Genomic DNA, 17,480 nt, shown 5'->3' with positions numbered 1-17,480 from the left:
TGAATGTCCTTGCCTTGCGCGGGAAGTGGGAGGTCGCCTCAGATGTGCGGCACGACTTCCTTGGCGAAGATTTCCATCTGGTCGTAGAGCTCCGGCAGGGTGTTGACGGCGAAGTACAGCCCGAGCAGGTGGGTTGCGCCGGCCGCCTTGAGCGCCTGCGCCTTCTCGATCACCTGCTCGGGCGTGCCGATCAGGTTGATGTCCTCGTGCCGGACTTCGCCCTGGTCCTTCAGCGTCGATTGCGAGAGTGAGACCAGATGTTTGTGCATCTGGCTTTCCTGGTAACGGGCGACGGCCTGTTCGCGGGTGCGGCCGACATAGACGACATATTGCGGCGCCACCTCGATCTGCTTGGGGTCGCGGTTTTTCTGTTCGGCCAGGGCGTGGAGTTTCTCGACGTTCTGGCGCAGCTTCTCGACCTCCAGACAGGCCGGCAGCCAGCCGGTCGCGTAGTCGACCGTGCGCTGCAGGGCGTTGACGTTGTTGCCGCCGACATAGGTCGGCAGGACGGGCTGGAACGTCTTGGGGTACATCTCGATGTCGTTGAACTTGTAGAACTCGCCGTTGAAACTGGCGGAGCGCTGGTTGTAGAGAAGATCGAGCGCCTGGAACGCCTCCTCGACCATACGGCCGCGATGAACCTTCCAGCCGGGATGCAGCGCCTCGAACTCCTCGCGGTAGGCGCCGATGCCGATCCCGATTTCCAGCCGGCCGCGGCTTAGATGATCGATCGTGGCGATCTGCTTGGCCGCCACCACGATGTCGCGCCGCATCGGCAGGACCAGCATGCCGGTGCCCAACCGCAGCGACGTCGTTTCGGCGGCGATATAGGCGTAGGTCGACAGGATCTCCCAGAAATTGGGGGCCTGGGAAAATTCCTCGCGGACATATTGCTGGGTCGTCATGTGGTCGTTGCCCCACACGGAATCGTAGCCCAAGGCTTCTGCCCGCTTGGCCATGTCCACCAGGTCATGAACTCCGGCAAACGGCACCGGGTACATCATGCCTTCCATGCCGGTCGGCAGGCCTACGCTTACTTTCATGGCTTCGCTTCCTTATTTCCGCAGATAATTCGATAATCGGAACGTTGTTGCGAAAATCATCAGGTGCGGAATTTCCTTTGTCAAGCTTGTGTAGGTCAATTTTGCAAAACTGAAGTTCGTGATAACAGATGTTGACATGTCAGGATAGCGTCCTCTAACCTAAAAATATCGAAATGGCGTTCCGAAAATCGGTACGCTCGATCGGTTGGAGAAAATGCATGCTGTTGAACCGCGAACGTCTGGACCGCGCTCTGGCGGAAAACAAAGTCGACGCGGTTGTCGCTGCCACGTTCGAGAACGTCCGCTACTTCACGGGGATCGGCAGCGTCTCCCTGAAGATCCATCCTTATTTCGGCAATTGCTTCGCCTTCGTGACCGCCGGCGCGACCGGCGGCGCGAAGCTCGTTTCGAGCGTCGGCGAGGTTGATCAGGTGCTCGATTCCTTCAGCGGGGTCGAGGTCGCGGCGACCTTCGGCACCTTTTATCGCGAAATGCGGGACGACGGGCCGCTGCAGTTGACGGAGGCGGAGACGCGGCTCAAGGCGGCGTCGGTCGAGCTTGCGTCTTCGGGTGCACCGGCGGCTGCTTTGGCCTCCGCGCTGGAGGCGGCCGGCCTTGCGCGCGCGCATATCGGTCTCGACGAGGACGGCATGAAGCCCGGCATCGGCGAGGAACTCCGGCGCTTGTTGCCGGAGGCGCGGTTTTCAAACGCTTCCGACCTTCTGTCCTGGACCCGCCGGGTCAAGACGGCGGAGGAGGTCCGCCGCCTGCGCCGCGCCGCGGCGGCCACCGAGCAGGCGATCCGTGCGGTTGCAGCGGTGCTCGAGGAGGGCGTGACAGAACGCGAGATGATGCTCGAGTTCAACCGGGCGATCGCCTCGCAGGAGGCGACCCCGCAACTGACCATGATCCGGTTCGGACGCAACGGCGTCGGCGGGCAGGTGCTGCCCGACCTGACTCGGTTGCGCAAGGGCGACACGATCTGGTTCGACGTCGCTTGTACGCGCGACGGCTACTGGTCCGATATCGCGCGCAACGTTTCCTTCGGCGAGCCCGATCCGCGGGTGGCCTCCTATTATGCCGCGCTCAAGCACGGCGAGGATGTGGCGATTGAGTCGGCCCGCCCCGGCATGACCGCCGGCGCGCTTTTCGACCTGATGGTCGACGGCGTCCGGCAGGCGGGCATTCCGCATTATCGGCGTCACCATGTCGGGCACGGCATCGGTGCGGAGATCTATGAAAAGCCGGTCCTCACGCCCGGCAACGATCTCGTGCTGGAAGCCGGCATGGTGCTGAATGTCGAGACGCCCTACTACGAGTTCGGCACCGGCGGCATCCATGTCGAGGATCCCTTCGTGCTGGGCGAGGGCGGCGAGAACACGCTTTTGACCGGGTTGACCCGTGAATTGATGGTGGTGGCGCCGTGAACGCCGCCATCAAGTCTCGCGGTGATTTCCTGTCGTCAGGGCAGCCGGCCGTCGATCCGGTAGGTGATTCCCGCCGACAGCGTCTGCGCGAGCTTAACGAGCGCGGTGATCTCGAGGCGGCCGGTCGTCAGCAGATGCAGCGGAAAGCCGAGCGAAAGGCCCGCGACGACGCCGCCCTGGGCGTCGTAGAGCGGCACGCCGACCGCGCCGATATCTTCGAAATTCTCCCCGAGACTGACGGCGAAGCCCGACCGGCGCACTTCCTCGATATCTTCCTGCAACGCCTCGGGCGTGGTCTTGGTCTTGTCGGTGCGCCGGGTCAGCGGCGCAGCGGCGATGAAGCGTTCGAAGAAGGCGCCGTCCTGCGCGGCCAGCAGCACCTTGCCGATCGCCGTGGTGTGCAAAGGGATGCGCTCGCCGACATGGGTGGAGATCTTGAGCGCGCCGCGTCCTTCGACAACCGCCGTGTAGACGACCTCGAAATTGCTCAGGACACCAAGATAGAAACTGTGTTCGAACTCTCCCGACAATTCCTCGAACACGCGGCGCGCCACGTCCTGCACCGGGTTTTGTTCCGCATAGCGGCTGGCCAGGCGCATGACCTTGGCGCTCAGCCGATAACGCTGCGAGTTCCTGGAGTGTTCGACATAGCCGAAATTCTCGAGCGTGGTCAGAAGCCGGTGGATCGTCGTCGGATTGGCGTCGAGCGCGCGCGACAAGTCCCGAACGCCCCATTCGGGATGTTCGCTGTCGAACGCCTCCAGGATGAGCAGCCCGCGCGCCAGGTTCAGATTGGGTTGCGTTCGCGGATCGATCCCGTCGGTCCGGGACATGTTCGATGGCGGCATTTCGACCTCGGTTGGCTGTCGGCCAAGCCGGCGACGGTGCCGCTTACTTGACCCAAGATGTGAATACATTCCAGTAATCGAAACGGTCAATCAAAAACAGAAACACTTACAGGCGATTGGATTTCCTGACCTCATGCAGACGACGCACACCAACTCCCTGGCGCTTCGGCAAACCGCGATGGGCGATCCCTCCGTGGACCTTCCGCTGTTTCCGCCGCAGGTCGGTGAGTTTCGCCGGGACGCCGATCCGTCTCTGCCATGGCCGCTGGAGCTGGATTTCGACTATTCCGCTTTGGATAAGAGCCTGTTTCTCGCGCCGCGATCCGGTCCCAGTCTCGGGCTTGGCGCGTGGGCCCCGCTGATGCCGCCGCTGACGCCGCAAACCAATCTGGGTGAGGGCGAAACGCCGTTTTTCGAAATGGCGACGCTTGCCGATTGGGCCGGGATAGACCGCCCCGTCTTCGTCAAGGACGAGGGCCGCAATCCGACCTGGAGCCACAAAGACCGCCTCAACCGCTGCACCGTCAGCGCCGCGCAACTCGCCGGCGCCCCGGGCGTCATCGTCGCCTCTTCGGGCAATCATGGCGCGTCGGCGTCGGCCTACGCGGCGGCTGCTGGCCTGCTGTGCATCGTGCTGGCGAGTTCCACCGCACCGCTCGCCATGCAGCGTTTCGTCGCCGCCTATGGTGCGGCCGCGCTCGCCGTACCGTCCGACCGGCGCTGGGAGCTGATGGCCCGATTGCGGGACAAGACGGGTTTCCATCCGGTCAGCAACCTGACCCCGCAAGCCCATACCGGGCACCCCTTCGCGATCGAGGGCTACAAGTCGATCGCCTACGAGATTTTTCGCGATCTCGGCGGCACCGCGCCCGGGTCGGTTTTCGTGCCGACCGGTTACGGCGAACTGCTCTACGGTGTGTGGAAAGGCTTTGCCGAACTCAAGGCGCTCGGCCTGACGGACCGGGTTCCGCAGCTCTATTCGTGCGAATCGACTGTCTACGGTCCACTCCACCGCGCCATGCGTGACGATCAGCCCGTCGCGAGCGTGCCGTCGCCCAACGGCAGCACAAGGGCACTGTCGATCGCCACGCCGGTCGGCGGCCTGCGCGGCCGCCGCGCAATCCTGGAAAGCGGGGGCAAAGCGCTGGCGATGGACGATGAGGAGATCGAGGCGGCGCGCGCCAGGCTCGCACAGTCGGGGCTTTGGGTTGAGTTTTCCGCCGCGGCCGGACTTGCGGGCCTGCGCCAACAGGCGGGGCACGCCGAGCTTGCCGCGGGCGCGGTGGTCTGTCTGGCGACCGCGAGCGGAATGAAGGATGTCGACGGGGCGGGCGAGGGCCTGCCGGAAACGGACGGATCCTTCGAGGACGCTTCACGCGTGCTCCGCGAAAACTACGGACTGGAAATCTGATCGGTGTGGAGGGTACCAGCAGAGCAAGCATTTTTTGGACGCAGATGAAAAAGAACCAATGGCCTCCGAAAAACCAATCGGAGGGGATCAACAGGAGAACCAACACATGAAACGGTGGACAAAGGCGGCCCTTGTGGCGGTCGCAACTCTTGCCGGTACGCTCCCGGCCCTGGCGCAGGACGAACCGATCACCTGGCGGATGTCGAGCTATGCTGGCGAGACCTGGGGTCTGTGGAAGAACATCGTCATGCCCTTCACCAAGCGCGTGAACGAGCTCTCCGAGGGCCGGCTGGTGATCGAACCCTATCCGGTCGACGTGCTCGCGCCGGCCACCAAGAATTACGAGGCGGTGCTCGACGGGACCGCCGATGCGGCCATGATCACGCCGCTCTACGCGGTCAACGCCGATCCGGCCAACAGCTTCTATGCCGGCCATCCCGGCGGCATGGGGCCGGAAACCATGCTCTATTGGCTTTACGAGGGCGGCGGGCAGGACCTGCTGACCCAGTTCAAGCGCGACACGCTCGGTCTGCATTCGCTGGTCGGCGGCGTTGTCGGCACGGAGCTTTGGCATTCGCACAAGCCGATCGAAGGCGTCGCGGATCTGAAGGGGTTGAAGTTCCGCGCCGCGGGCTCGTGGGCTTCCATCCTGTCGGAGGAATTCGAAGCCGCGCCGGTCTTCGTGACCGGCAGCGAAGTCTACCAGATGCTCGATCGTGGCGGGGTGGACATTGCCGAATGGTCCGGGCCGGCCGACAATCAGATCGCGGGACTGGAGAATGCGGCCGAGTACATCATCACGCCGGGTCTTCATTTTCCCGCCGGGATCAACGAATTCATCGTCACGGCGGAAAAATGGGACGCACTGCCCGACGATCTCAAGGAAATCGTGACCGCGGCGGCCAAACTCGCCGTGTTCGAAAGCTACCTGCAGTCGGGCATGGCCGACCTGGTCGCGATGAAGGAGCTGCGCTCGGGCAACAACAAGCTTCAGGAACTGCCGGCGGAAGTCACCGAGGCGATCACCGCAGCGGGCCGCAAATGGGCCGCAGCCAAGGCCGAGGAGCAGACGGCGGGCGGCAATGCGTGGATGAAGAAGATCGGCGACAGCTACTTCGCCTATCAGGATCTCTACGCCGACGGCGCTTCCTACAAGCACCTGGATCGGAAATGACCGGACCGGGCCCAGGTCGCGCTATGCGGCTTCGGGCCCGGCCTTCCAGCAGGAAGTCACAATGAAACTCATCGACAGACTATCGGCCGGCTTCGCCTTCCTCGCGGGCATCATGGTCTTTCTGCTGATCGCGGTGATGATCTTCGAGGTCGCCAGCCGCTACGTGTTCGGCAGTCCGACCCTGTGGGCGGGCGACCTGACCTATATGCTGGGTGGCGCGCTGTTCTTGTGCGCGGCCGCCTTCTGCCTGAAGGAGGACGGTCACGTCAGTATCGACTTCCTCGTGCTGATGCTGCCCGATCGCCTGCGCTCCGGCATCGGTGCCGTACTGCTTCTCACACTCGCTTTGCCGACTTTTTCGGCGATCAGTTATGTCGCGGTGACCAAAGCGTTGCGCGCTTATGAAAAGGGCGAGGTCGACCCGGTCAGCGCGTTCGCGCCGCAATTATGGCCCTTCTACGCCGCGCTGGCGGCGGGCATGGTGATGCTGACAGCCCAGATTCTCGTGACCGGCCTTCGCGCCAGCTTGAAAGCGGCAGGGCGTCATGGGTGATCCCTTGCTCGCGGGGTTGATGTTTCCGACCCTCTTTCTTCTCATTCTGCTGGGCCTGCCGGTCGCGTTCAGCCTGATCGTTACCGCCTTCGGCTTCGCGCTTCTGGCCTTTGGCGACATCGCGCCGGCACAGCTCTACCGCTTCGTCGACAAGGTCGCTTCCCAGCCCACGTTCGCGGCCATCCCGCTGTTTGTGTTCATGGGCGCGATGCTGGAACGCTCCGGGATCGCGGCGCGCCTTTTCGAGGCGATGCGGCTGTGGCTCGGCCGGTTGCCGGGCGGGCTGTCGCTCGCGGCGCTGTCGATGTGCGCGATCTTCGCCGCCGGAACCGGCATTGTCGGCGCGGTCGAGGTCATGGTCGGCATGATGGCGATTCCGGCTATGAAGAAATACAACTATTCCAACGACCTGATCGCCGGCACGATTTGCGCCGGCGGCTCGCTCGGCACCATGATCCCGCCGTCGATCGTCGTTGTGGTCTACGCCACGCAGGGACAGCTTTCGATCGGTGACCTGTTCGCCGCGGTCATCATTCCAAGCATATTGATGGTCGCCTGCTTCCTGGGATACGCGCTGGCGCGCTGCGCGCTGCGCCCGCAGGACGGCCCGCCGGTCGCGGACGAGGACTTCGCGATGCCGATGCGCGACAAGATCTGGATCACGCTGACCTCGCTGCTGCCGGCATTGGCGCTGGTTCTGGCGGTGGTCGGGTCGATCATCGCCGGGATCGCCGCGCCGACCGAAGCCGCCGGCGTCGGCGCGCTCGGCACGATCATTCTGACACTGTTCTACCGGCGTCTCTCGATCGAGGTGCTGTGGTCGGCGACGCGCGCGACGCTGGTGATCACTGCGATGGTGATGCTTATCGTCGTGGGCGGAACCATGTTCACAAGCATCTTTCAGATCAATGGCGGCCGTCAGCTGATCCAGTCGACGATCCTGGCGATGGACCTGTCCTCGGGCGAACTGATCCTGATCGTGCTTTTGATCATCATGATCCTCGGCTTCGTCTTGGACTGGATCTCGATCGTTTTGATCTGCGTGCCGATCTACGATCCGCTCCTGCGTGCCGCCGGCATCGATCCGGTCTGGTTCGCGGTGCTCGCCATCATCGCCCTGCAGACCAGCTATCTGACCCCGCCGATGGCGCCGTCGCTGTTTTATCTGCGCTCGATCGCGCCGCCGGACATGAGTTATCGCCAGATGGCGTTCGGCGTGATGCCGTTCGTGGCCTGCCAGGTGCTGGTGATGCTGATCGTCTATTTCTTTCCGGCGACCGCCTTGTGGCTCACCTCCTTTGTCGGGATCTGACGGCGACCGGAGCTAAGGAACGAAGGAAAATCCCATGACAGACACAGGCGTCGGCGCGTCTCTCCCGCGCAAGGAAGATGACCGCTTTCTTCACGGGCGCGGCCGCTACCTCGCGGATATCGAGATGCCGCGCATGCTGGACGTGGCGTTCGTGCGCAGCCCGCTCGCCCATGCCGAGATCGTGGGGATCGAAAAACCGGAAGAGGCCGGCGAGCGGGTCTTCACCGCCCGCGACATGGATGGCGTCGTTCCGATCCGCCCCACCTCCAACGTGGCCGGACACCGGATCGTAGGCAGCCCGCCAATGGCGTTCGACCGCGTGCGTTTCGTCGGCGAGATCATCGCCACCTGCCTCGCTCCGAACCGGGCGCAGGCCGAGGATCTGGCCGAGCGGGTGGTCCCCGACCTGAAGGAACTGCCTGTGGTGGCCTCGATCGACGCGGCGATGGCTGAGGGCGCGCCGCTCGTGCACGCGGACTGGGGCACGAATCTATCGATGGAAACCCGCTTCGACAGCGGCATCGAGGAGCAGGTGGCGCGCGCCACCGTCCAGGTGACACGCACGCTCGACATGGCGCGCCAGGCGATGGTGCCGCTCGAGGGCAAGGGCGCGCTCGCCCATTACGATGCCCGAGACGGCCAGCTCGTGGTCTATTCCTCCACCCAGTCACCGCATATGATCCGCAACGCGCTCTGCCAGTGCCTTGGCCTGCAGCAGCGCCAGATACGTGTCGTGGCGCCCGATGTCGGCGGCGGCTTTGGCTACAAGGCGATCCTGCATCCCGAGGAGGTGATCGTCGCCTGGCTGGCGCTGCGGCTGAAACGGCCGGTCCGCTGGCTGGAAGACCGGTTCGAGCACCTGACCGCCGGCGCCAACGCGCGCCAGCATCGCTACCGGATGACGGCGCATGCCGACGATCGCGGCCGCATCCTGGCGCTGGACGCGGTGCTGACCACCGATGCCGGCGCCTATTCGATCTGGCCCCACACCAATGGCTTCGACGCCATCCAGGCAAGCGGCATCCTGACCGGCCCCTACGATATCGGCGGCTACCGGGTGCGCACGATGACGGTTGCGACCAACAAGCCGCCGCTCTCGCCCTACCGGGCGGTCGCGCGCCCCGGCGCCTGCTTCGCCATGGAGACCCTTGTCGACGCCGTGGCGCGTGCGGTCGGCCGCGACCCGGTCGAGGTGCGGCTGGAAAATCTCGTGCCCGCCGCGGCGATGCCCTACAAGGCGATCACCGGCAAGGAATATGACAGCGGCGACTATCCGGCCTCGCTGCGCCGGGCGCGCGCGATGGTCGACGCGGTGTCGGCAGATGCCGGACCCGACAGGCTGATCGGCACCGGCTATGCCGTCTATACCGAGCACACAGCGGTCTCCACCGCCACAATCTCCCAGATCGGCGTGCAGATGATGCCCGGCTTCGAGCAGGCCGCCGCGCTCATGCAGCCGGACGGCAGCCTCGAGATCCGGGTCGGTGTGCAGTCGCACGGGCAAGGCATGGAGACGACGCTGGCGCAGATCGCGTCGGAGGTGCTGGGCATAGACCCGCAACGCGTGTCGGTGCGCCATGGCGATACGGCGCTTTCGCCCTATTCGACCGGCACCTACGCCTCGCGCGCCATCGTCATGACCGGCGGCGCCGTCGCGGCCGCCGCCGACAAGCTTGCGTTTAAGCTCAGGGAGATCGCCGCGCACATGATGCAGTGCACGGCCGACGATGTGCGGTTGGAGGCCGGCGAACTCGTCGGGCCGGGCGCCTCGATGACGATCGAGGAAGCAGCCGTGATCTGGCATTTCCGTCCCTTCGACCTGCCCGAGGAGCTTTTGCGCGACGGGCTGGAGGTCACCGGCGGCTATCGGCCCGACGGAGACCGGGCGCCCTTTGCCTATGCCGCCCATGCCGCGCGGGTGGCGGTCGACCCGGAACTGGGAACCGTGGAGGTGCTCGACTATGTCGCGGTCGACGATTGCGGCACCCGGGTCAACCCGATGATCGTCGACGGCCAGGTGCTGGGCGGCGTCGCGCAGGGGATCGGCACGGCGCTGTTCGAGGAAGTGCCCTTCGACGACCAGGGACAGCCGCTTGCAACCACGTTTGGCGACTATTCGGTGCCGGCGGCGAGCGAGATTCCGATGATCCGACTCGACCATATGGAAACGCGCTCGCCCTATACGCGCTTCGGCGTCAAGGGCGTCGGCGAAGGCGGTGCCATCGCCCCGCCGGCCGCCGTGGTCAACGCCATCAACGACGCGCTTCGATCCACCGGGGCGGAGCTGTGCGCGGTGCCGGCCACGCCGCGCCGGGTGCTGCAGGCGATCTTCGATGCCCAGGACCGCGCCGCCGGCAAGAAGGAGGCCGCGCGATGAAGGCTCCCGCGTTCGCCTATCTGCGTCCCGTCAGCATTGCCGAGGCCGTTGCCGCGCTCGCCGAAGGCGCCGGCGGTGCGCGGATACTCGCCGGCGGCCAGTCGCTCGTGCCGATGCTCAACCTGCGCGTCGCCTTCGCCGAGACGCTCGTCGACATCGGCGCGATCGCCGACCTGCGTGCCGTCTCGGACGAGGGCGAAACCGTGCTGATCGGGGCCGGCGTCACCCACGCCACGCTCGAGGATGGCGCCTCGGGCGATCACTGGTGTGGCATGCTCGCCTTCGTCGCCCGCGACATCGCCTATCGCGCCGTGCGCAATCGCGGCACGCTGGGCGGTAGCCTTTGCCATGCCGACCCCGCCGCCGACTGGCCGGTGGCCATGATGGCGCTCGGCGCCACCGTGCAGCTTGCCGGTCCCGATGGCGAACGGGCGCTGGCAAGCGAGGACTTTTCCGTCGACGTTTTCACGACGGCGCTCGAAGAGGACGAGATGCTGACCGGGATCCGGTTGCCGAAACTGTCGCCTTCGGCCCGCTGGTCCTACCGTAAGATGCGCAAGAAGGCCGGCGCCTTCGGCGAGGCGATCGCGGCGGTGGTGCACGATCCCGCGCGCGGCTTCACCCGCGTCGTCGCCGGCAGCAGCGCGGTCGGCGGGCCCTGCCGGCTGGAGGCCCTCGAAGGGGCTGTCGCGTCCGGAAGCCTGGCCGCGGAGGCAACGATCCGCGCCGCGCTTGCTGAGCGCGAGCCCGATCTCGACCGCTACGAGATGCAGATCCATGCCACCTGCCTGCGCCGTGCCATGAAGGAGGTTTCGTCGTGACCACGCTTTCGCTTACCGTCAACGGCGAGCCGGTGCGCGCCGAGATCGATCCGCGGCTCAGCCTGGCCGATTTTCTGCGCGAGAACCTGGCGCTGAAAGGCACGCATCTCGGCTGCGAGCATGGCGCCTGCGGGGCCTGCACGGTGGTGGTGGACGACATGCCGATGCGCTCCTGCATCACGCTGGCGGCGTCGTGCGAGGGCGTGCGGGTCACCACGGTCGAAGGTTTCGACGACGACCCGGTGGTCACCCGGCTGCGCCAGGCCTTCCGCGACGAGCACGCGCTTCAATGCGGCTATTGCACGCCGGGCATGCTGGCCACGGCGCGCGACATCGTGCTGCGCCACGACCGGCCCGATACCGAGCAGATCCGCGCCGAGCTCGCCGGCTGCATCTGCCGCTGTACCGGTTATCGCGGCATCGTCCGCGCGATCGCGCGTGTCATCGAGACCAAGAGCCAAGCTACCGCGGCGAAAGCCGGAACCACCTAACGAGAGGACGGTATGGATTTTTCATTTTGCGCATTGCCACGGCAGACCGCGGCCGAGGTCATCGAGATGGTGCAGCGGGCCGAGGATGCCGGCATCCCCATGGTCTGGGTGCCCGACGAGACCTTCATGCGCGACCCGTACGTGCTTTTGGGCGCGATCGCGGCCAAGACGACCACGATCCGGCTCGGGGTTGGCATCGCCAATCCCTATACGCGGCACCCGATCCAGATCGCCCGGGCCGTGGGCACGGTGGCCGATCTTTGCGAGGGCCGCGTGGTGCTGGGCATCGGCGCGGGGCTGAAACCGACACGCAAGGCGATGGCCGCGCCGGACGGGGACTTTACCGAAACCACCCGCGACGCCATCGTGGCGATGAAGGCGGTGCTGGCGGGTGAACATCATTCAGTGGCAAACGACGTCTTTCGTTTCGACAACGCGCATATGGAGTTCAAGCCGAAGAACCCGGTCGACATCTATGTCGCCACCACCCATCCGCGCGCTTTCCGCATGGCCGGCGAGGTCGCCGACGGCGTGATCGTCGGCAATGTCGGACGCCCCGACGCGATGAGGACGGTGACGGGGTGGATCCGCGAGGCGGCGGCCGCCGCCGGCCGGCCGGAGGACGACGTCAAGATCGTGGCCTGGAACTTTGCCCTTTGCGGCGAGGAGAAATCGGCCATGTACGACACGATCCGGCTGATCACCGCGCGCACCATCGCCAATTCGCACAGCAAGGTGACGGGGATCCTGGGGATCGACAAGGACGAGGTCGAGAAGATCCGCGCCGTCATGCGCGGCGGCGCGGCCAAGGTCGGACCGGACCTGATTCCGGACGACTATATCGACCGGATCGCGGTGATCGGCTCGGCCGAGGAATGTCGGGCCGGCATTCAGGACCTGGCGGCGGCGGGAGCCGATATTTTCGGCCTGCGTCCGAGCCTCGAGGTGCTCGAGCGGTTCGACTACGAGGCGATGGTGCACCGGCTGTGGGGCGCGGTGCGCTAGCCGGGGCCCGGCGAACCGAAATCCTCGGGCCGGCCGGATCGTCGGCCGCGAGGACGCTTCACTCGTACGTTCTTGCCGGCCGCCCTGTTGAAACAGGCCGGTCGTCGCAAGACCGGCTTGAGCTACCGCGCCAGGTCAAGCAGGGCGTCGAGCAGCACGTTGGTTCCGGCGGCCAGGTCTTCCGGCGAGGCGTATTCGTTGACGTTGTGGCTGATGCCGTTCCGGCACGGCACGAAAACCATCGCCGTGGGCACAACCTGGGCGACATTGGCGGCATCGTGCAGCGCGCCGCTGGCGATCTTGCGATAGGCGTAGCCGCGCCGCCGGGCGCCGGCCTCGAGCGCGCGAATGCAGCGTGCGTCGAACTGGGTCGGCGAAACCTGGATCCGCCGGGTGACGGCTGCCGTGCATCCGGATTTGGCGGCGAGGGTTTCGCAGATCGCGCTGCATCTGGCGGTCAACTCGGCCAGCGTTCCGGCGTCGGGGTGGCGGATGTCGATCACGAAGGCGGCTTCGCCGACGACGGTGCTCGGCCCATCGGTGGCGGTTGTCAGACGGCCGACGCTGACGCGGGCCGCCGGGCCGCATTCCAGACCGGCCTCGTTGAGCGCCGCCAGCATCCGGGCGGCCGCCAGCAGCGCGTCCTGCCGGTGATCGAGGGGCGTGGTGCCGGCATGAGCGTCGGTGCCCGAAACCCTCACGTCCAGCCAGGTCAGGCCCTGGACGGAGGTGACGATGCCGACCTGCTTTTCCTCCCGCTCCAGCACCGGTCCCTGCTCGATATGCAGTTCGAGGAATGCCGCGAGCGAGATTTTTTCCGAAGAATTTCCGAGCCAGCCGCGCAGCCGCGCCTCGTCGTCGAACAGCATGCCGTCGGCGGCGCGGGTGTCGGAAAGCGCGTCATCCGTTAGCAGTCCGGCATACCAGGCCGAACCGAGCAGGCCCGGCGCGTAACGCACGCCCTCCTCGTTGGTCCAGTTGACCACAGCCAGCGGCGCGGCGGTTGCGACGCCCGCGTCATTGAGCGTCTCCACCGCCTCGAGGGCTGCCAGCACGCCCGAGACGCCGTCGAAGCGGCCGCCGTGCGGCTGGGTGTCGAGATGGCTTCCCGAGGCGACGATGCCGCGCGCCGGATCGCTGCCGGGGCGGATCGCGACCATGTTGCCGGCGCGGTCGATTTTCAGCTCGAGACCGGCGTCGCGGCACCAGGACGCCAGCAGGGCGCGCGCCTCGGCGTCCTCCGCTGTCATCGCCAGACGGCAGGACCCGTTGCCAGCGATCGCCCCGATCCGGGCGATGTCCATGTGGCGTGCCCACAGCCGATCGGCGTTGATGCGCAGCAAGGGCAGGGCATCTTTGGCAATTTCGGTCAAAGCGTTTTCTCCCTGCGCCCGCTGACGAGCTGAGAAATCATCACCGCCAGCACCAGGGCGCCGCCGTAGAAGAGATCGTGCACATAGGTGCGGAAGCCAAGAACCGAAAGCCCGTTAATGCCCGTCACCAGGAAATAGACCGCGATCACCGATCCCCACGCGTTGAAGCGGCCCGGCTTGATGCAGGTCGCGCCGAGAAAGGCCGCGGCGAAGGCGGGCAGCAGCAAGGTCGTTCCAGAGTTCGGATTGGCCGAGCCGGTGGTGCCGGTATAGAGCATGCCGGCAACCGCCCCCATCATGCCCGACGCGGCGAAGGCGATCATGCGCACGCGCCCGACCGCCACGCCGGTGAGGCGGCCGACCTCGCGCCCGCGCCCGGTAAACAGCAATTGCTGCCCGTAGGCGGTGTAGGAAAGCACGTACCAGACGATCGCGGCCAGCGCGACCGCGTAATAGAAGCTGATCGGGATGCCGAAAATCCGGTGTATGATCACGTATTGCATCAGCATGCGCGAGACGCCGCTGATCGTCTGGCTGTCGCTCATCCACAGCGTGATGCCGTGCAGGAACGTTCCCACCCCGAGCGTGACGATCAGCGAATGAACGCGAAAAAACAGCACGATCGTGCCGTTGACCACGCCGACCAACGCGCCGGCGGCGAGCGCGATCGGAATGATGTAGACGAGCGGCACGCCCAGGCGCGCGCTCAAGATCGCGGTCAGCATCGACACGAAAGTCAGGGTCTGGGCGATGGACAGGTCGAAGTCGCCGGCGGTGAGTGGAATGATCAGGCCGAGGGTGACGATCACCAGCACGGCTTCTGAGCCGAAGATGCTGGAGAAGTTGGACCAGGTCAAAAATGTCTCCGGGCGCATGGCGCCGAAGAGCGCGATGACGGCCAGCCACACCAGAACGAGCCCAAACCGCTCGACTTGATAGCCGACACTAGACTGACGCATGAATTCTGCTCTCCCCGTAACACGCCGCCTCGATGGACGATTTCGTGACCGCCGCCCCTCGCAGCTCCGCCTTGACGCGGCCGCGCTCGAACACAAGCACCCGGTGGGCGATCATTTCGAGCTGTTCGAACTCCGATGTGGCGCAGAGGATGGCCGCGCCCCGGGCGCAGGCTTCCAGCAGCCGGTCGTAGATCTCCCGGCGCGCGCCGACGTCGATGCCCTGCGTGGGCTCGTCGAGCAGGATCAGCTTCGGGTCGAGGCGCAGCCATTTCGCAAGCAGCAATTTCTGCTGGTTGCCGCCCGACAGTTCCGAGGCCGCCTGCTGCGGCGACTGCGCCTTCACAACGAAGCGGCGCATCAGTTCCGCCGTTATCGTCCTGTTGCCGCGATGATCTATCCGCAGGCGACCGCCACCCTGCACCGTCGCTGGCAACATGGCGTTTTCGGTCAATGTGAGATCGAGCGCCAGGCCCGCCTTCTGGCGGTCGGCGGGAATGAACACGATTCCGGCCGCGACCGCCTCGGCCGGCTTGAAATGTCTCAGAGGGTAGTTTCCGTCGTTGATGGCGAGCGTTCCGGCCATCGCCGCCGCCGCGCCCGACAGCAGATAGGGGACCTCGTCGTAACCCGAACCGATCAGTCCCGTCAGCCCGAGGATTTCGCCGGGCGCAACCCTTAGGTCGAGATCGTCGACGAACCGGCCGCGCAGCCCGGCTACCGACGCCGCCGGAGGATCGCCGGAGGGCGGATCGCCGACGAGCCTGGCCTGGCTCATCGAGCGGCCGACGATCGCGGCGACGATTTCGGAGCGGTCGGTGCGGCTGGTTTCGAAACTGCCGATCACCTGGCCGTCGCGCAGCACGGTGGCGCGGTCGGTAATCTCCATCACCTCGTCGATGTCGTGCGAGACGAAGATGATGCTGACCCCGGACTGTTTGAGCCGGCGCATCATGGCGAAGAGTTCGCGAACGTCCTCGATCGGCAGGAAGGGCGTCGGTTCGTCCAGAACCAGAAGTCCCGGCGTGGCCTGCTCGTTGTGCGAGCCGACGCGGTCGGCCGCGCGGATGATGGCGAGCTGGGCGCGCTTGACCGGCGTCAGCTCCTCGACCGCGGCCCAGGGATCGAGGTCGAGGTGGTGCTCCGCAAACAGCCGGCGCGCCCGCGCGGCTTCCGCCGGCCAGTTGATGAACCAGGACGCGACCCGCTCATGATCGCCGGCGATCAGGTTTTCCAGCACCGTGGCCTCGGGCAGCAGGCCCAGATTCTGGTGGACGAAGGACAGTCCGATACGCTCGCTGCGACCGGGCGGAATCGGCAGCGGAACCGGTTTTCCGTCGATCTCGAGCGTGCCCCCGTCCGGCTTGTGAAAGCCGGACAGGATCTTGATCAGCGTGGACTTGCCGGAGCCGTTCTTGCCGAGAAGCCCGTGGATCTCGCCAGGCATCACGGCAAGGTCGGCGCCCGAAAGCGCGTGGACCCCGCCAAACGACTTCGACAGTCCCCTGATCGCCAGCCTCGGAGGATGCCGCTCGTTCACTCAGCGAGCTGCCACAGCTTCCGGTAGCCCGCCACATAGGCGTCGCCGTATCCCTTGGCCGCGTCGGCCGGCTCGCCGACCTCGCCGATATTGTCCGCGTCGAAGACGCGCAGCGGAACCTTGGAATCGCGGATCGTTTCCTTGCCGCACAACAGACGCATCTCGGCGTCGAGCATGGCGTGCGCGATCCAGTCGAGGTTCTCGCCGATATCCATCTCCACGTCGCCGGCGCGGATCAGGTCGAGCACGAAGGGCGTGCCGTTGAAGGTGGCGACCTTGACCTGGTCGGTGCGGCCGGCGATGGCGATCGCAGGCGTTACGAAACTCGACATGCTGTCATAGATCGGGATCACGTAGTTCAGCCCGGCATCGGCCTGCAGCGCGCCGGCGACGGTCGGCTGGATCTTCGTCGCCCAGTCGGTGATCGGCACGTTGACGATCTCGTATGTGCATTCCGGGCAGCGCGTGTCGAAGGCTTCCTTCAGGCCGCTGACGATCGAATCCGTCGACAGCGCCTCGTTGGACACCAGAACCAGCGCATTGGTCTTGCCGCCGGTCCGGGCGATCGTCCAGTCCGCCATCAATTCGCCGGCCTTGCGGTAGTCGATCGCCACCGCGGCATCGACGCCGGCGGGCGCGTCCTGTTCCAGCCCGGTCAGGTGCGAGGTGACGATCTTGACGCCCGCGGCCTGGGCCTGGGCGACCTGAGGCTCGAAGAAACGGGGATCGGCGCCGGCGAGCAGGCTCACCAGGTCGTAGCCGTTGTTGGTGGCGTGCTCGATGCCCTGGATCCACTGGGTGGGATTGCCCTGATTTTCCCACTCCATGTGCTCGAAGCCGAGCTCGGCGGCGAGCTTGCCCTTGTGATCGCTGATCGTCTTGATGAACGGGATCGAGCTGGAGGCGGGTATCGTGAAAATCTTCTTGCCGGCCATGCAGGATTTGGCGTCGAACGGTTCGCCCGGCGCCTCGAAATCGGGAATGCCCGAATAGGCTTCGATATTGGCGCGCGCCTGGTCGACGCCGTCCTGTGCCGCGGCGGGCAGCAGGCTGGCGAGGACGAAGGCGGATGCGAGGCCGGTCAGTGTTTTCAGGCGTGTCATGCCATTCTCCCTTGTTACGCGTTGGATCCCCTTTGACCTCGAGACG

At 65.7% G+C, this 17,480-nt stretch carries 15 protein-coding genes; 9 read left to right on the top strand and 6 right to left on the bottom strand.

Going from position 1 to position 17,480, the window contains the following annotated elements; all coding sequences use genetic code 11:
• Nucleotides 1-38 precede the first annotated feature (38 nt).
• Complete coding sequence (locus EP380_RS14875) at nt 39-1,043, bottom strand: LLM class flavin-dependent oxidoreductase (RefSeq protein ID WP_127599167.1); 1,005 nt, start codon at nt 1,041-1,043, stop codon at nt 39-41.
• 218 nt (nt 1,044-1,261) lie between these two features.
• Between EP380_RS14875 and EP380_RS14870 the strand changes: the two genes are divergently transcribed.
• Entirely contained in the window at nt 1,262-2,470 is a 1,209-nt protein-coding gene (locus EP380_RS14870) for a M24 family metallopeptidase (RefSeq protein ID WP_164749873.1), read from the top strand.
• A gap of 35 nt (nt 2,471-2,505) precedes the next feature.
• On the opposite strand, the gene EP380_RS14865 is transcribed toward EP380_RS14870, so the two are convergent.
• A complete protein-coding gene (locus tag EP380_RS14865; RefSeq protein WP_164749872.1) occupies nt 2,506-3,303 on the bottom strand; it encodes an IclR family transcriptional regulator in 798 nt (265 codons plus the stop codon).
• Nucleotides 3,304-3,451: 148 nt separating this feature from the next.
• Between EP380_RS14865 and EP380_RS14860 the strand changes: the two genes are divergently transcribed.
• The 8 genes from EP380_RS14860 (at nt 3,452) to EP380_RS14825 (ending at nt 12,462) form a co-directional block, all read left to right on the top strand.
• A complete protein-coding gene (locus tag EP380_RS14860; protein ID WP_127599164.1) occupies nt 3,452-4,729 on the top strand; it encodes a threonine synthase in 1,278 nt (425 codons plus the stop codon).
• 106 nt (nt 4,730-4,835) lie between these two features.
• Complete coding sequence (locus EP380_RS14855; RefSeq protein WP_164749871.1) at nt 4,836-5,903, top strand: type 2 periplasmic-binding domain-containing protein; 1,068 nt, start codon at nt 4,836-4,838, stop codon at nt 5,901-5,903.
• A 61-nt stretch (nt 5,904-5,964) separates the two neighbouring features.
• Complete coding sequence (locus EP380_RS14850; protein WP_106571891.1) at nt 5,965-6,456, top strand: TRAP transporter small permease subunit; 492 nt, start codon at nt 5,965-5,967, stop codon at nt 6,454-6,456.
• Nucleotides 6,449-7,768, top strand: coding sequence for a TRAP transporter large permease (locus EP380_RS14845; RefSeq protein WP_106571890.1), 1,320 nt, complete (start codon nt 6,449-6,451; stop codon nt 7,766-7,768). The genes EP380_RS14850 and EP380_RS14845 overlap by 8 nt, the downstream gene beginning before the upstream one ends.
• A 34-nt stretch (nt 7,769-7,802) precedes the next feature.
• A complete protein-coding gene (locus tag EP380_RS14840) occupies nt 7,803-10,145 on the top strand; it encodes a xanthine dehydrogenase family protein molybdopterin-binding subunit (RefSeq protein ID WP_127599162.1) in 2,343 nt (780 codons plus the stop codon).
• Complete coding sequence (locus tag EP380_RS14835; protein WP_127599161.1) at nt 10,142-10,966, top strand: FAD binding domain-containing protein; 825 nt, start codon at nt 10,142-10,144, stop codon at nt 10,964-10,966. The genes EP380_RS14840 and EP380_RS14835 overlap by 4 nt, the downstream gene beginning before the upstream one ends.
• Entirely contained in the window at nt 10,963-11,457 is a 495-nt protein-coding gene (locus tag EP380_RS14830; protein ID WP_106571887.1) for a (2Fe-2S)-binding protein, read from the top strand. Before EP380_RS14835 ends, EP380_RS14830 begins: the two co-directional genes overlap by 4 nt.
• Nucleotides 11,458-11,469: 12 nt before the next feature.
• Nucleotides 11,470-12,462 carry an LLM class flavin-dependent oxidoreductase gene (locus tag EP380_RS14825; RefSeq protein WP_127599160.1) on the top strand — a complete coding sequence of 331 codons (993 nt, stop codon included), beginning with the start codon at nt 11,470-11,472 and terminating at the stop codon, nt 12,460-12,462.
• Nucleotides 12,463-12,584: 122 nt separating this feature from the next.
• On the opposite strand, the gene EP380_RS14820 is transcribed toward EP380_RS14825, so the two are convergent.
• Genes EP380_RS14820 through EP380_RS14805 form a run of 4 tightly spaced genes read right to left on the bottom strand, consistent with a single transcriptional unit; the run spans nt 12,585 to nt 17,434 of the window.
• Nucleotides 12,585-13,835: a M20 family metallo-hydrolase gene (locus EP380_RS14820; RefSeq protein ID WP_127599159.1), complete on the bottom strand. Its 1,251-nt coding sequence runs from the start codon at nt 13,833-13,835 to the stop codon at nt 12,585-12,587.
• The gene (locus EP380_RS14815) at nt 13,832-14,794 is read right to left on the bottom strand and encodes an ABC transporter permease (protein ID WP_106571884.1); all 963 of its coding nucleotides are present in this window, start codon (nt 14,792-14,794) and stop codon (nt 13,832-13,834) included. The genes EP380_RS14820 and EP380_RS14815 overlap by 4 nt, the downstream gene beginning before the upstream one ends.
• Nucleotides 14,781-16,331 (bottom strand): sugar ABC transporter ATP-binding protein, encoded by a 1,551-nt coding sequence (locus EP380_RS14810; RefSeq protein WP_127599158.1) that lies wholly within the window; start codon nt 16,329-16,331, stop codon nt 14,781-14,783. The genes EP380_RS14815 and EP380_RS14810 overlap by 14 nt, the downstream gene beginning before the upstream one ends.
• A complete protein-coding gene (locus EP380_RS14805; protein ID WP_164749870.1) occupies nt 16,328-17,434 on the bottom strand; it encodes a sugar ABC transporter substrate-binding protein in 1,107 nt (368 codons plus the stop codon). Before EP380_RS14805 ends, EP380_RS14810 begins: the two co-directional genes overlap by 4 nt.
• Between the last annotated feature and the right edge of the window lie 46 nt (nt 17,435-17,480).

This window comes from Nitratireductor alexandrii, from assembly GCF_004000215.1.
GTDB lineage: Bacteria > Pseudomonadota > Alphaproteobacteria > Rhizobiales > Rhizobiaceae > Mangrovimarina > Mangrovimarina alexandrii.
This window is presented reverse-complemented; position numbering and strand designations above follow the sequence as displayed.

Bases quoted from the DNA above. Each gene is read 5' to 3' on its own strand.
- EP380_RS14875 (WP_127599167.1), bottom strand. From the start codon at position 1,043: ATGAAAGTAAGCGTAGGCCTGCCGACCGGCATGGAAGGCATGATGTAC.
- EP380_RS14870 (WP_164749873.1), top strand. From the start codon at position 1,262: ATGCTGTTGAACCGCGAACGTCTGGACCGCGCTCTGGCGGAAAACAAA.
- EP380_RS14865 (WP_164749872.1), bottom strand. From the start codon at position 3,303: ATGTCCCGGACCGACGGGATCGATCCGCGAACGCAACCCAATCTGAAC.
- EP380_RS14860 (WP_127599164.1), top strand. From the start codon at position 3,452: ATGCAGACGACGCACACCAACTCCCTGGCGCTTCGGCAAACCGCGATG.
- EP380_RS14855 (WP_164749871.1), top strand. From the start codon at position 4,836: ATGAAACGGTGGACAAAGGCGGCCCTTGTGGCGGTCGCAACTCTTGCC.
- EP380_RS14850 (WP_106571891.1), top strand. From the start codon at position 5,965: ATGAAACTCATCGACAGACTATCGGCCGGCTTCGCCTTCCTCGCGGGC.
- EP380_RS14845 (WP_106571890.1), top strand. From the start codon at position 6,449: ATGGGTGATCCCTTGCTCGCGGGGTTGATGTTTCCGACCCTCTTTCTT.
- EP380_RS14840 (WP_127599162.1), top strand. From the start codon at position 7,803: ATGACAGACACAGGCGTCGGCGCGTCTCTCCCGCGCAAGGAAGATGAC.
- EP380_RS14835 (WP_127599161.1), top strand. From the start codon at position 10,142: ATGAAGGCTCCCGCGTTCGCCTATCTGCGTCCCGTCAGCATTGCCGAG.
- EP380_RS14825 (WP_127599160.1), top strand. From the start codon at position 11,470: ATGGATTTTTCATTTTGCGCATTGCCACGGCAGACCGCGGCCGAGGTC.
- EP380_RS14815 (WP_106571884.1), bottom strand. From the start codon at position 14,794: ATGCGTCAGTCTAGTGTCGGCTATCAAGTCGAGCGGTTTGGGCTCGTT.
- EP380_RS14805 (WP_164749870.1), bottom strand. From the start codon at position 17,434: ATGACACGCCTGAAAACACTGACCGGCCTCGCATCCGCCTTCGTCCTC.